Raw genomic sequence first — 14,749 nt, 5'->3', positions numbered from 1 at the left:
AACTCCGCTCATCGAGGTCGACTCCGCCTTGCATCTACCGACTTCATTGCGACCTCCTACAGCGTGAAACGCTTTAGGCTCCAGAACAGAATCAGCTTCATCCGAGGTTTTTGAAATGAATGTTTTGATCATTGGCAGCGGTGGCCGTGAACACGCCCTGGCCTGGAAAGTGGCCCAGGATCCGCGCGTGCAGAAGGTTTTCGTCGCGCCGGGCAATGCCGGTACCGCCATCGAAGCCAAGTGCGAGAACGTCGCCATCGACGTGCTGGCCCTGGAGCAACTGGCCGATTTCGCCGAGCAGAACGTCGCGCTGACCATCGTCGGTCCGGAAGTGCCGCTGGTCGCCGGTGTCGTCGATCTGTTCCGCTCCCGTGGCCTGGACTGCTTCGGCCCGACCGCCGGCGCCGCGCAACTGGAAGGCTCGAAAGCCTTCACCAAGGATTTCCTGGCGCGCCACAAGATCCCGACCGCCGACTACCAGAACTTCACCGAAATCGAACCGGCCCTGGCCTACCTGCGCGAGAAAGGCGCGCCGATCGTGATCAAGGCCGACGGCCTGGCCGCCGGCAAAGGCGTGATCGTGGCGATGACCCTGGTTGAAGCCGAAGACGCCGTGCGCGACATGCTGGCCGGCAATGCTTTCGGCGACGCGGGTTCGCGCGTGGTGATCGAGGAGTTCCTCGACGGCGAAGAAGCCAGCTTCATCGTCATGGTAGATGGCAAGAACGTCTTGCCGATGGCCACCAGCCAGGACCACAAACGCGTCGGCGACGGCGACAGCGGCCCGAACACCGGCGGCATGGGTGCCTACTCCCCTGCCCCGGTGGTGACCGCCCAGGTGCACCAGCGCGTCATGGACCAGGTGATCTGGCCGACCGTGCGCGGCATGGCCGATGAAGGCAATGTCTACACCGGTTTCCTCTATGCTGGCCTGATGATCGACAAGGCTGGTAACCCAAAAGTCATCGAATTCAACTGCCGTTTCGGCGATCCTGAGACCCAGCCGGTGATGCTGCGCCTGCAATCGAGCCTGGTGTTGCTGGTCGAAGCCGCGTTGGCCCAGGCCCTGGACAAGGTCGAAGCCCAGTGGGATCCGCGTCCGAGCGTCGGGGTTGTCCTGGCTGCCGGCGGTTACCCGGGCGACTACGCCAAAGGCAGCGCTATCCTGGGCCTGGATGCCGCCGCTAGACTGGAAGGCAAGGTGTTCCATGCCGGCACGGCGTTGAAGGATGGGCAGGTGGTCACCGCCGGCGGGCGCGTGCTTTGCGCCACCGCCATGGGCGCCAGTGTCGATGCCGCTCAGCAACAGGCCTATAAGCTTGCCGCCGAGATCGACTGGGAAGGTTGCTTCTACCGCAAGGACATTGGCTACCGCGCCATTGCCCGTGAGCGTGGCGAAAATCTGGAATAACCCGGTCATTCAGCCAGGCTAGGGTCTGTGGCCCTTGCCTGACTGTTCCGGCGCCGCGCATAGTTATAATCTGGCATCAACCTACGAAGGGATTTCGCCGTGCGCTGGCTCAGGATTGCCATAGGCTTAACCGTCACCCTGCTGACGCTGCTCTGCATGCTCCCGGCCCAGGCCGCGCCAGGCAGTGGTTGGGCGGTATTGCTCGACGAACAGGGCGACCTGAAGCTGAGCGATATCCGCTCTGCCCGCTACACCAATCAATTCAGCCCTATCGATCTTGATCGTCTCCAGCCAGCCGAACCTGGCGGGGCGCTGTGGTTGCGTTTTCGCCTGGCCCCCGACGAGCATGAACAGATCCTGCGGATCTTCGCCCCCGACCTGTCACGCCTGAACCTCTACGTGCTGGACGGCGACACCCTGGTCGACCAGCAGATCAGTGGCAATGCGCTGCCACGCTCCGAACACCCCGTGCCCAGTAGCGACTTCATGCTGGCGCTACCGCGCAGTGACAAAACCCTGGACGTCTATGTCCGACTGGCGTCTCGTCACGAACTGCGCCCTTACGTCACCCTGCAACCGGCGGTCATGGCGGCGGCCGATCAGAACCAGACGCTGATCTACGGCCTGCTGTTCGGCTGCATCGCCATGCTGATCCTGCACAACCTCACCCGCTACGCCTACACCCGCTCGCGCAGTTGCTTGTGGCTGGCGGCCTGCGAAGGGCTGCTGATGCTCAGCCTGGTGCTGCTCTTGAACCTGGCCGGGCCCTGGCTGCCCGACTGGCCGGCGGTCCAGACCCCGGGCGCCTACCTGGCGCTGCTGCTCACGGCGCCCTGCGGCCTGATGTTCGCCTATCGCTTCTTCGCGCCCCTGGGGCCGCACCCGTTGAACCGGTTGCTGCTGGGGGATATTGTCCTGGTCATGCTGTGCAGTCTGTTGCTGCTGTTCGTCAACACCCTGCCACTGAACATCATGACCTACGCCCTGGTGGCCCTGGCCGGCCTGAGCATGTTGTTTGTCAGCGCCTGGCACTGGCAGAAGGGCTATCGCCCGGCGCGGCTGTTCGTCGCCGCCATGATGGTGTTCAACCTCGGCACGCTGATCATTCTTCCGGCGCTGCAAGGGCTCACGGAAGTTCCGCCCCAAGGCTTGATCATCACGCTGCTGGTATTTATCTGCATCAGCGGCCTGTTGATGAGTGTCGCCCTGGGCGAGCGCCAGCGCTCGATCAACGAAAGCCGTTTCAGCATCAGCCGCGACCTGGCGGCGAGCAACGCCGAGATCAACGCCAAGGCCGAATTCCTGGCGAAAATCAGCCACGAGATCCGCACCCCGATGAACGGCGTGCTGGGCATGACCGAACTGTTGCTGGGCACCCCACTGTCGGTCAAGCAGCGCGACTACGTGCAAACCATCCACAGCGCCGGCAACGAACTGCTGACGCTGATCAACGAGATCCTGGATATTTCCCGGCTCGAATCCGGGCAGATCGAACTGGATGACGTGCAGTTCGACCTCAATGCGCTGATCGAGGATTGCCTGAGCATCTTCCGCGCCAAGGCCGAACAGCAGAACGTCGAGCTGATCAGCTTCATCCAGCCCCAAGTGCCGCGGGTGATCAGCGGTGACCCGACGCGCCTGCGCCAAGCGCTGCTGAGCCTGCTGGAAAACGCCTTGAAAAAGACCGACGAAGGCGAAGTGCTGATCGTCGTCGCCCTCGACGAACGCAGCCCCCTGCCGCGCCTGCGCATTGCCGTGCAGGACAGCGGGTCGCCCATGGACGCGCAAGAGCGCGACACGCTGATGCACGCCGAGCTGCACAGCAAGAACTTCCTCTCCGCCACGCGCCTGGGCGGTAACCTGGGCCTGGTGATCGCCCGCCAGCTGATCATCCTGATGCACGGCGAGTTCGGCATCAAAAGCGGCAGCAACCAGGGCAGCACCTTGTGGTTGACCCTGCCCCTGGACCCGGACCGTCTCGAACATCCGACCTCGGACCTCGACGGCCCGCTGCAAGGCGCGCGGGTGTTGATCGTCGACGACAACGACACCTGCCGCAAGGTGCTGGTGCAGCAATGCAGCGCCTGGGGCCTGAACGTCAGCGCCGTACCATCGGGCAAGGAAGCCCTGGCACTGCTGCGCACCAAGGCGCACCTGCGGGACTATTTCGATGTGGTGCTGCTGGACCAGAACATGCCGGGCATGACCGGCATGCAACTGGCAGCCAAGATCAAGGAAGACCCGAGCCTGAACCACGACATCCTGTTGATCATGCTGACCGGCATCAGCAACGCGCCGAGCAAGATCGTGGCGCGCAACAGCGGGGTCAAGCGCATCCTCGCCAAACCGGTGGCCGGCTATACGCTCAAGACCACCCTGGCGGACGAGCTGAACCAGCGCAACAAAGGCCAGGCGACGAACGTGCAGGTCAACCCAGGCCCTCCCGCCCCGGTGAAGGTACCCAGCGACTTCCGCATCCTGGTGGCCGAGGACAACAGCATTTCCACCAAGGTTATCCGTGGCATGCTCGGCAAGCTCAACCTGCAGCCCGATACCGCCAGCAATGGTGAAGAGGCCCTCAAGGCCATGAAGGAGCGCCGCTACGACCTGGTCCTGATGGACTGCGAAATGCCGATCCTCGACGGTTTTTCCGCTACCCAGCAGCTGCGCGCCTGGGAAGTCGGTAACCAGCGTACCCGTACGCCCGTGGTGGCGCTCACCGCGCACATCCTCGCCGAGCACAAGGAACGCGCCCGCCAGGCGGGCATGGACGGGCACATGGCCAAGCCGGTGGAGCTGTCGCAATTGCGCGAACTGATCGAGCACTGGGTGGCCCAGCGCGAACAGCAGAACAGGGCCGTGCATACGCCCTGAATCTGGACGGGGCAGTCAGCGCCCCCCGTAGCGTCGTTCAGATTTCCAACTCATGCAGGTGGCGAGTCGTTTCGGCGATCACCGCGGCCGCGACTTTTTGCCTGAACGTTGCGTAATGCAACGTGCTGAATGTCACGACGGCCATCTGCTCCACGCTGCTGTGCACCACCTCCTCCATTGGCCAGAACAGAAATCCCGAGACGGTTCTGGGAGTGTGGAACTGCTTGTGGTACAGCGCTATTTCTACTTTCCCCGGGGATTTGGCCGCGCAGGGAATGACTTGGAAGAATCCCGTATCGTGCAGCAGGCTCGTTCGTTCAAACAGCTCCAGCGCATCAGGACTTCGTCCAAGCGTTGCAATCGCCTGGCTGGCCTGCTGCGAATAGCCTGCGCCAAAGGACCGGGATATCTGCTGCGAAACGCTATCGGCCATCAACCCTCGCCCGGCCTGTCCGGGACTGACCGGACGCGCCGAGTCCCACCCCAGATACCTGAGCTTGTTCTTGTAATAGTCGAACCAGTCACCGACCAGACCGTCCTTGTAAGCCGAACGGGTGGCCAACTGCGCATACAGGTTGCTCAGGTAGATATCCTCCCGATCCTGAAGGGACAAGCCCTCATCGAATGACACGATACTCCCCCCCACGACGGCCGCCCGCGATGCCTCATTCAGGTGAAGCCGCTGCCCACCGGCCGATCGAAATCCCTGGTCAGTCATAACGCCTCCGCTTGCTCGACCGCGTCGGAAATATCGATGATGTTCCTGGCCGCCTTATCCCCCAGCTTGTGAACGATCGCATCGCGAAACGGCGCATAGAGCGCCTGGGACAGATTCGCCTTGAAGCAGCGCAATTGAATATTGCCCACCACAGGGTGGGTGGAGAAAAGTTGCCCCAGAGGGTTAGACGTCACGTGCTCGGGCTCACACTCCAGGCAGACGCTACTCAGCACAGGCCCCTGCTGGGCCAGGATAACTTGCAGCCTGATTCTGTCAGTTGCCTTAGGGGTCACCTCGGACGAATCCGGGCTCTTCGGCCCGTGGGCATGTTCATGCAGCAATTCAATAGCGGGCAACGTGCTGGACAATTGGGCGACGCGCTTCAATACGCCAGTTACTTGCGCGATCAAAGTTTGATCAACATATTCTTGCAGCCGCTCTTCGACACATCCCATCAGATTGGTTTTCGAGGACGCTGCGAGTGTTAAGTTGTCCCAACTGACGGCCTTTTGCATCCAGCCATTATTCAGCACCTCCCGATACGCTGAGTACCAGTCACTGGACCGGGCAAGAGCGGGGTATTTTTTATTGGCTACCAGCTGAGCAAACAATACCGAATTCAATACATCGAGCCGGTCCTGCCCAATCAGGTCAGTGGGCAGCAGGACAACAGCGCCGGCATCAATAAAAACCGAACAATGATCTTTCATGACAATTACCTTATTCCATTAACGGATGGCGACTACCTCGGCAGTCGCCGAGAGATCAATCAGATCTCGTACTCGTCGATTTTTTGTTTCGCACGATCACCCAGTTTTGCAATGATAGTCTCTCGAGTCGCACTGATAATTGTCGGCACCATGGTCATATGGCATTCACCGCGATACAGGTCTACCGAACTGCTATCCCAATCCACAAACAGGACCTTGGTCTGGTTCGTCCGTTTGATGAAGCGCACGGCGCCCAATGCCATGAGGATTTCACCGTGCAGGGTTTCGTGACAGGTCGCCACACCAAAGCCCCCGGTGCCGGACTCCTGGATATTCTGGTCAAAGAGCCGCAGCGACTTTTCACTGGTCTGCAATGCGGCGATCGCATCACCGGCCACTTTAAGCATCAACAATGAAGTTGGGCCAGGAACGGCAGCCGCTGCCACGGCCGAACCGAGGATTTTCAACACCAGTTGATCCATCTTGAAACTCTTGCCGGACGCGGCAACCTTATCGTAGTAACGCTGCAGGATGGTCCAGCCACAACTCTGCATGACCTCAAGAAAAGTTCTATACCATTCTTCGCCTTCGTCATCCCGCGGAAACTTCTTGTTGGCAACCAGCGATGCAAATAGATAGGAATGCTGGATATCCGCTTGATTTTGCGCTGTCATGCCTGAAACGAACGACAGGATAGCGTCTCCGACAATCGAAGCGCGGTCTGGCTTTTCGATTTCATTGTCAAACTCCGCCGATCTGTACTTGCCAATTCGAGGAGAAACAATGACATTGGCCGGCGTTACATCGTAGGAGTTCAGGCGTTCCAGTCGGTCTGCCAAGGTTATGACCGAATCAAATTTAGTATTCATTCAAGATATTCCTTATTTAATTAAAGCCCTCCATGGGCCCGGCGCCATACTTACCCATCTACCTTCAGGGCAACAAGTGCAGAACTGTAACCACGCTTAATTCCAAGACAACAACAACCAACAACTAACAGAAATAAATCCGGGTTTACTGCATTAAAACCCTAAAGCCCACGGCCAGCCGACAGACACCCCGGCGCCTGATAGACTCCACGTCAATTGTCATTCGTCGCGAGTTCCAACCATGCTCCACGTGCTGTTCAGCGTTTACCTGAAGATGCTGGTCCTCTATAGCCCTTTCTTCGTGTTGTCGTGTTTTATCGGCCTGACTCGCGGCTACTCGCGAAAGGAGCAACGCCGCCTGGCCTGGAAGGTCGCGACCGCGACCCTGGTCTCCAGCGTCCTGTTGTACTTGTTCGGGCGGGTGATTTTCAGCGTGTTCGGCATCACCGTGGATGCGTTCCGGATCGGCGCCGGCAGCGTGCTGTTCATCTCCGCGCTGGGCATGGCCCAGGGCAAGTCGGCGGTACAGACCGACAATGTCCAGCAGGACGTGACCATCGTGCCGCTGACGATTCCGCTGACCGTGGGCCCCGGCACCATCGGCGCCCTGCTGGTGATGGGCGTGAGCCAGCCGCACTGGGACGACAAACTCATGGCCATCATCAGCATCGCCCTGGCCAGCCTCACGGTCGGGGTGGTGCTCTACCTGTCCAGCCGCATCGAGCGGATCCTGGGCGACCAGGGCTTACAGATCGTCAGCCGCCTGATGGGGCTGTTTGTCTGCGCACTGGCCGCCCAGATCATTTTTACCGGGGTGCGCGGTTATCTGGTGCCTTAGGCACCGACTACGCTGTTCTGCCGCGCAGGCAATGGGTCGTTGAACGCTTTCAGCGACACGCCGTTCCGAGCGTCTGGCTGGCCGTCCAGCCAGCGCACCAATGCCGAGACAGCGTAGTGCCGATCCTTCCCGAAACTGAGCAACACCTCGCCACGCAAGCTCACGTCCGTGGCATGCACTTCACGGAAAACCACGCTGTGCCCGCTGTTCGGGTCAATGATCACCAGGTGCTCCAACACCAGGCTCAACAGCAATGAGTCAGGCTCTTCCAGCTCCCAGATCAACTTGCCGGGAACAGCCACCGTATCGCCCAGGGGTGGTCGGCAATCAAGGATGACCGACCGTGCCCTCAGCCAGGCCGCCTTGGACAATCGGTAACTCACCGTGCCCTGGCCCATGCGCAGTACCAGCGTGGTCACGTCGTCCGGCATCAGCGGTAACAGATCGTCGATCTTCATCTCATGCCCTTCGACCACCAGCACTTCACCTTCGCGCTGGACATAACTGAGTTCCCCCACGTGCCCTTTGTCCGGAAGGGTCAGCAGTTTTCCATTACCACTCTCATGCAGCAGTAAGCGGGTCTGGTGTTGAGTACCGAGGATCTCGAAGGCCTCGGGAAGCGCCGCCCTGGAGATCTGGATCAGCCGTTCCGTCTCGGCCACGAACCACTTCAGGCTCACAGGGTCTTCCACCGCCAGCAGCGGACCGTGCAAAGGCTGGGCTGCAAGGCGCCTGAGCCCCTCTTGCAACTGATCGCCCTGGGTGATGACCCATTGATGAGTGACTCCGGTGATCAGCGGCGGCTCCCGGTCACGCAATGCAACCACCACGCCATCGAACGTCACGCCGCGCAGCCCGACGCCGTCGACTGTCAGCTCGGCAAACTGCCAGGGTGCCCATTGGCGTTGGGGAACAGGCAGTACGTCGTCGCGCAGCAACTGCGATCCCTGGCCAAAGGCCGCCTCCAACCGTTGCGAATCGATGAATGCCTGTCGATAGACTTCGCCCACTTGCACATCGAACAGCCAGGCTGCCTCGCCATCCGGAGTGGCGCCCAGCAGGCGGATTTCCTTTGCGGGCGTGGCTGGCGCCAGCAGCAGCCGATTGTCGATGTACCAGCCACACAAACCCGCCCCATCCTGGAAGCTGCCCAAGCCAATCAGGACCAGCCGTCCACTGGTGTTTCGCCGGGCCAGGGCGTCCAGGGCCGACCACCACTGCGCCCGGCCCTTGAACCAGGGTTCGTTGACGCCGCTGAGCTTCAGCTCGCCATCATCGGTCAGGTCGTAGATCAAGCCGCCCGAGGTCAGCGCGACGTACCCAGCGTCAACGGCGACGACATTTTCCAGCCGGTCGGAACTTGCCCACTTGCTGGACCAGCGCCCCTTGCCCGCGACTACGCTACGTCGCCTGAAGCACAGCGCCTGCTTGAGCCGGTCGTAGACGATAAACATATCGTCGTCACCCGGCGGCGGCAGCAGCGTCAGGTCAGTCATGTCCTTGATCGAATCGGCCCAGCCCCGCGGCTCGTTGCGCCTGGGTATCGGGCGGATGATCAGCCCGTCGCTGCGGCGTACCCAGGCCATGTCCCGTCGTTGCGCATCCAGCTTCCAACAGAGGGACACGAAGGGCGCCGGCTGCCAGGTGACTGTACGGAACGTGGCCTCAGGGGCAGTGCTCGGCGCAAGCACAAAACCCTCACCCAAAACCTGCGCCCAGCGTGTCAGCGTTTCGCCGGCGCTCAGGACGGACTCCAGGGCCGGGTCCAGCCCGCGGGTGATCGAACTCAACAGCAACTGCTCTTCGTGGATCACATACACCAGGACATCGACGGACTGATCTTCGCGAGTGATGTGCTGGACGACATGGACCAAACCCTGTGCATCGGCCTCCACGCGCTCGATGCGGGTTACCACATTGCTTGTGCTCCACAACCAGTAACGATGGCTCAACAGCCCGGTGACCGCATCGACTTGCCAGATGATCAGGTTCTGCGAGTCGTAGAAGTAACCACAGTCGTCTACCACCGCCCCCAGCACCGCGTCATCGACGCCCGGCAGGTCATTGCGGACGTAGAGGAAACGATCCCCCTGCGCGTCGTACCAGGCGGTGATATAGCGCGGCTCGTCCGGCTTCTCGAATGGAACCAGAAAGTGGTGGAGCGGTGTGAACGGCATTACCAGACGGTGCTCTCGCGCCAGGGTGCGCAGGCGATCCTGCAGCGCCTGGCGCCCCATGCCCGGCGGCACGTCCTCCTCGACCAAGGTGAGTCTGCGGTCCCCCGACTCAACCTGGAACACCTGGCCGTTGGCGAGCCTGAGCAGCATCTGGTGGCGTCCGGTCCCGGTGAATGCGAGTTGTACATCGCCGATGAGCAGCTTGCTGTAGCCCTCGAACCGGACATCCCCTTCAGTGGCCCAAGGGGCATCCAGAACCCAACTCGATTGCTTCAGGCTCGGTGAGTCGAGGGTCACGCTGATGCCGGGATGAACTGCCAACGCGCAGCGCTTGCCGGCACCGCGGATCTGATAGGCGACCTTGCCGTGCCAGGCCGCCGGCAGGACCGGCACGACCAGCGACCGATCGACTTCGTCGAGCACTACCTCGATGGTCGTGGGCCGATAGTCCGGGACCATGCGATAGAGGATGTAGTCGCTCGGAAACGAATAGAAGGAAAACAGGAACAACCAACCGCCGTCGGCTTTCCTTTTCTCCAGGCGCCGGGCGATGTCGAACCCTGGGTCATGGCGCAGTCTTGCGAACGGCAGCGCCTTGTACTCGTAGCGATAACAGGTTTGCGGTGTGCAGGGCAGGACGATGACTGAGCCGGCGGCCGGCCTGAAGGTGGTGCGTCCCGGCAGTCTCAGCTCTCGACGGATATTGATGGCCCGCTCGTAATCGTCATCGAAGGTTGGCACCCCGAAATGGTCACGTAGCGGATAAAGCCGGGGGCCGTCCAGCACCAGCTCGGCGCGGGTCAGGTCCAGCGTCTGGAGGATCAGCGACGCATGCGGCGACCAGGTTCCCTGCTTGGCGTCGAAGCGATAAGCCTCCAGGTGGGCCTTGCTGAGCTCGTCGAAAAACAGACCGACCTGCCGGGCTTCTTCGGCAATGCCGGAGAACCCTTGGGCCAGGGCCGTCACGCCGACCGCCAGGCCACCGAGCATCACGGCAGCGCCGCCCAGGAACGCCCCGGCGGCCGTGGCACCGACCGCGTAGGCGCCTCCCGACAAGACCAGGCTGGCCGAGTCGAACGCCAGCTGGGTCCCGAACTGGGCGCGCTCAACCGCGTTTTGCGCTGTCGCCAGTTGATAGATATCGAACCCGACGTTTGCCAGTTGCAGCAGCCCACCGGTCGCCTCACTGACACTGCTGCCCACCGCAGTCTTGACCACCGGGGCCACGGTTCGAGCAATCAGCTTTTCTTCTGCCAGGGCCTGGCGGACCAATCCCAGTAATCCCGCGACATCTGCCGCATTGCCATGCACCAGTTGCGCGTAATTGACATAGGCATGCAGCCGGACTGCCAGGGTCAGGGACCGGTCCGCCCCTTCCCGCCCTCGCAACGCGTTCATCAGCGCCTGGATGGCAAAGCCGGCGTTCAGGGTGTGGACGCTGCCCACTTCGGCGGGGTCGCTCGGCACGAGCGGCCTGTTGGCCAAGGTGGAAAAACGTTCCGCGAGATAATGCTTGATGCGCAGCAGCCGCGGGTCAGCGGAAACAATCCGCACCGGATGTTCAGGATCGGTCGGATCGATCAGGTTCATCCGGTACGCGCCGTCCGAGGTCAGTTCCAGGGTGTCGAACAGCGGCACGAGGTGCGATCCCAGTTTGTTTTCCTGCTGGAGGCGAGCCGTGGCCTGCTCGATCTGTTGGCCCCACCCATAAGCGTCCAGCGTCAGCAGGCAGTTGCCGAGGCGCGGATTACTCTGCAGCGATTGCCCGCGTGCACTGGCCAGCCGTTGCCGGATCGGGCGCTGCGGCTGTCCGGGCAAGGCGCCGGGTTGCAGCAGTTTTGAAACGTCCATTTCACCCGGCAAGACCACACTTGCCACTCGCGCCCCATCCAACTCAATCAGGTCGAACGTCGGGAGCGCCGCTTCGCCGTAGGCCGCGTAATGCACAGCCATGCCCTCGTCGAGGAAAAACCGTTCCAATGCCCGCCTCAACCGTGCCGGATGCTCGAACTCGAACACCCCGAAATTCGGGTCGTAGAAGTGATAAGTGGTGCTCTGGCCCTCGATAGTCTTGGCCACCAGCATGGCGTGATTGTCGGAGTTGAGCATCAGCGTGCCGCTCGATGTCCTGGCGTGCAGCAGATCCACGACTTCGCTCAGATTCGAGCGCGCCAGCGTGCGGCCAACGTCGCCGAGCTGCACGTCGCGCAGTGCTTCGATGCTGTTGAGGAAGGTGTTCGAGTCGCTGGCCCCGGGCTCGATTACGCCGAGATAGAAGCGCTCGCGCAAGGTATTGACCGCCGTCTTGCCCTGGGACAACGCAGCGGCCATCGCCAGGCTCAGGGGATAACAGCGTCCGCCAACCCTGTCGCCTTCGCCCTGGAGCAGCAGATCCTGGGGCACCAGCTTGATGGCGTCGGCTTCGAATCCGTCCAGTACACCACCGAGGCGCTCGACAATCTGGATCCGGTATTCCAATTGCGCCAGCTGCCGGATCCGCGTCACGTGCAGGCCCCACTGGCGCAACGTCAAGGGTTGCGTCAAAGCAGCTCTCTTCAAGCCCAAGGCGGTTTCGCCGTGCCTTGGCGGGTCGTCACTGGCACTGGCGAGGCCGGCCAGGAACGCTGGCGCCTGACGTTGGTACAGCAACTGCTCGATCGCGGCATAGCGGCCAGCGGTACCGTGTCCGGCGAGGCTGTTAGCCAGGTTGTCTAGCTGCGGACGAACCGCGTCGAAGCTGCGGTTATCCAGGGCACTCGCATCGATCAACCCTCCCAGCAACAGGCGCTGCAACGGGCTCAGTTGAATGATTTCGAAACGGCCTTGGGCGAAGCCGTCCAGCAGCTGCGCGACAGACAACGAGCGTGTCTGTGCATCGCTCGACGAGGCGGGCGGCAACGCCTTGGCACTCTGGCTGCGGATCGACTGGCGCTGATCGAACCCCAGCGGTATCGGCTTGCCGAAGACGACCGTACCGTTATGGCTTCGCCCCATCGCCTGGACGAACGGCTCACCCAGCTCATCGGCCAAGAGTTGCAACAGCTCGGTGGCCAAGACATGGCGGCCCTCGACCACCGGCCAGCCTTCGTCGAATTGCAGGGTGCGGTACTTGAGCAGCTCGGCCATGTCACCGGCATAACGGGCCTTGAACCGCCCTTGCTGCCAACGCTTTTTCTCGTTTTCGAGCCACTGTCCGGTGTCGCTCTGGTTCTCTTTCCAGGAGTGATCCTGCTCCTCCTCCGTCGCCAGGTTGACGCTGTCGATGGCCTCGATGGCTGCCTGCGCTTGCCACTGTTCAGCGGTCCGCGGAGTGAAATGGGCTCGCTGATAATCGTCCATGCCCACCCGCATGGCAGCGGGCCCGGTCAGGTAGATCGTCCCCTCGCTCTGCGGGCGAATGCCATCGCTGTAGTAGGTCGCGGCCGCCTCGATCAGCAACACGGTGGTCATTTCCACTTCCGTCGGCAGCTCATGCAGCTCACCGAAAACCTCGGTCGCAGCCTGGCGCGCCAGCCCGGTCATGGCTTCGACATCGATCAGGGCGACGTTCTGCTCGTCCGCCAAACGCGCGGTGGCATCGACGATCTGGTAGTTGAGCCTGAAACGTTCGACCACCGCCTTGAGCATCGCCGCCCCCGGATGGGCCATCAGGAAAGCGTTGCTCAACGAGTTGCGCAGGGTCACGGCGCGCAACTCATCCGGACGTGCCAGTCGCTCGACCGGGACACGGAAGACTCGGTTCAACCTGGGTTGGCTGGCAGCAAAACGCTCGAGCGCCGCGCGGTGCTCCGCAGGGATCGCGTCGTAGTAATCCGTGTATTGATTACGCAGTGCCTGACGCCCAGGCATCCATCCGGGGTTGCGATCGAGCAGCAGTTGCAACACACCGATCCGCGCGTCGGTCTTGAACGCCCGGATGTCCACTTCGCCCAATTGCTCCTGCAAGGGCGGCAGGTTATCGACATCGGCATATCGGCCGCCTTCAGCGAGCAGGGCTTCGATCCGTACCACATCGGAGGCGCCTGCGAACATCCCGCGCAGGTTGACCTCGCGCCGATAAATGTCCTGCAAATGCTCGAGCGCCCCGCCGCCGGCAAGGTCGCGCAGGACCCATTCATCTGCGGCCAATGCTTCCAGGCTTCGACGGTTATCGTTCCTCAGGATCGTCAGCCGCGCCCCGTCCTGGCCGTAGGCCCGGACCAACAGATCGATTCGCGCCTCATCAGCACTGCCGCCGTTTCCAAGCGCTTTATTGATGTAGGCGTACATTTGTTGCTTCAGAACTATGACCCGTTCTTCGTAGCGGTCGCCCAGCTCCAACGCATTGTTGCTGGACTGTCCGCCACTGCTCATGGCATCGGCTTTGGCAGCCTCGACGATGATCCGATTGGTTTCATAAGCCAACAGCGCATCGCTGTCATACCAGACTCTAAGTTGATAACCCTCTGCTCCCAGTAGTTGTTTCCAGATACTGATGTAGTCACGCTGGATCGCACCAATACCGCCGCCCAGCCAGACAAAATGCAGGTTCTTCGGCACTTCGATGACCGGTTGTTGCAGCAGGTCCAGACTGTTGCGCAGACGCGCCTCGAAAACTTCTATCTTGTTATAGGCCTGCCCCAGCGTCGCGCCCCCGGCCTCATCCGCCCCCGATGACGACTCAGGCGAGCGGCGACGCCTGCTGCTTCCCTGCAACACGCCCAGCGCTTGCTTGAGCAGCCCCAGGGGCTTGAGCATCTGCGGCGAATCCAGCACGGCGATACAACCGAAGTAGTAACGCAGCACCGCGTCATACTCCTCGGTGCCTTTATGCGCTATCAGCGCCCGCTCCAGATCTTTTAACTTAAGTAAACTCACGAAGTTGACGTAGTTATCCGCCAACGAAACTTCAGGCTCATTCATAAACAACACTTCCATGTAGTTGAATGCAACTAATCAGGATTCCTTCCTGAATAGCGGACAACATAACGCCCGCTGTAATACCGCTCAAACGATAAGAGATTCAATAAATGTCAAACTTTTATATATAAGGTCCGGACTATTGCTCATAAAAGAACAACACAAACCCCGTGGCGAGGGAGCTTGCTCCCGCTGGGCTGCGAAGCAGCCCCCTCACCATCCAACGCAGTAGATAAGCCTGGCGACTGCTGCG

Annotated in this window: 7 protein-coding genes; 3 read left to right on the top strand and 4 right to left on the bottom strand. The window is 61.2% G+C overall.

Annotation, left to right across the window (positions count from 1 at the left end; genetic code table 11):
* Window positions 1–115 precede the first annotated feature (115 nt).
* Window positions 116–1,411 (top strand): phosphoribosylamine--glycine ligase, encoded by a 1,296-nt coding sequence (purD, locus tag RGM2987_RS16515; protein ID WP_245143161.1) that lies wholly within the window; start codon window positions 116–118, stop codon window positions 1,409–1,411.
* A gap of 99 nt (window positions 1,412–1,510) precedes the next feature.
* The gene (locus RGM2987_RS16510) at window positions 1,511–4,285 is read left to right on the top strand and encodes a hybrid sensor histidine kinase/response regulator (RefSeq protein ID WP_245143158.1); all 2,775 of its coding nucleotides are present in this window, start codon (window positions 1,511–1,513) and stop codon (window positions 4,283–4,285) included.
* A 37-nt stretch (window positions 4,286–4,322) separates the two neighbouring features.
* Here RGM2987_RS16510 and RGM2987_RS16505 read toward each other — a convergent pair whose 3' ends face one another.
* Genes RGM2987_RS16505 through RGM2987_RS16495 form a run of 3 tightly spaced genes read right to left on the bottom strand, consistent with a single transcriptional unit; the run spans window position 4,323 to window position 6,582 of the window.
* Window positions 4,323–5,003: a hypothetical protein gene (locus RGM2987_RS16505; RefSeq protein WP_245143156.1), complete on the bottom strand. Its 681-nt coding sequence runs from the start codon at window positions 5,001–5,003 to the stop codon at window positions 4,323–4,325.
* A complete protein-coding gene (locus tag RGM2987_RS16500) occupies window positions 5,000–5,713 on the bottom strand; it encodes a hypothetical protein (protein WP_245143154.1) in 714 nt (237 codons plus the stop codon). Before RGM2987_RS16500 ends, RGM2987_RS16505 begins: the two co-directional genes overlap by 4 nt.
* A gap of 59 nt (window positions 5,714–5,772) precedes the next feature.
* Window positions 5,773–6,582 carry a hypothetical protein gene (locus RGM2987_RS16495; RefSeq protein ID WP_245143151.1) on the bottom strand — a complete coding sequence of 270 codons (810 nt, stop codon included), beginning with the start codon at window positions 6,580–6,582 and terminating at the stop codon, window positions 5,773–5,775.
* 241 nt (window positions 6,583–6,823) lie between these two features.
* On the opposite strand from RGM2987_RS16495, the gene RGM2987_RS16490 reads away from it, so the two are divergent.
* The gene (locus RGM2987_RS16490; protein WP_245143149.1) at window positions 6,824–7,420 is read left to right on the top strand and encodes a MarC family protein; all 597 of its coding nucleotides are present in this window, start codon (window positions 6,824–6,826) and stop codon (window positions 7,418–7,420) included.
* Here RGM2987_RS16490 and RGM2987_RS16485 read toward each other — a convergent pair.
* The gene (locus RGM2987_RS16485) at window positions 7,417–14,499 is read right to left on the bottom strand and encodes a TcdA/TcdB pore-forming domain-containing protein (RefSeq protein ID WP_245143146.1); all 7,083 of its coding nucleotides are present in this window, start codon (window positions 14,497–14,499) and stop codon (window positions 7,417–7,419) included. The genes RGM2987_RS16490 and RGM2987_RS16485 overlap by 4 nt on opposite strands.
* Window positions 14,500–14,749: the final 250 nt, after the last annotated feature.

Source organism: Pseudomonas sp. RGM2987 (genome assembly GCF_022952855.1).
Lineage (GTDB): Bacteria > Pseudomonadota > Gammaproteobacteria > Pseudomonadales > Pseudomonadaceae > Aquipseudomonas.
The sequence above is the reverse complement of the archived record's forward strand: the minus strand, read 5'-3'. Positions and strand labels throughout refer to the sequence as shown.

Coding starts and splice junctions, on each gene's coding strand:
- purD (WP_245143161.1), top strand. CDS start 116: ATGAATGTTTTGATCATTGGCAGCGGTGGCCGTGAACACGCCCTGGCC.
- RGM2987_RS16505 (WP_245143156.1), bottom strand. CDS start 5,003: ATGACTGACCAGGGATTTCGATCGGCCGGTGGGCAGCGGCTTCACCTG.
- RGM2987_RS16500 (WP_245143154.1), bottom strand. CDS start 5,713: ATGAAAGATCATTGTTCGGTTTTTATTGATGCCGGCGCTGTTGTCCTG.
- RGM2987_RS16495 (WP_245143151.1), bottom strand. CDS start 6,582: ATGAATACTAAATTTGATTCGGTCATAACCTTGGCAGACCGACTGGAA.
- RGM2987_RS16490 (WP_245143149.1), top strand. CDS start 6,824: ATGCTCCACGTGCTGTTCAGCGTTTACCTGAAGATGCTGGTCCTCTAT.
- RGM2987_RS16485 (WP_245143146.1), bottom strand. CDS start 14,499: ATGAATGAGCCTGAAGTTTCGTTGGCGGATAACTACGTCAACTTCGTG.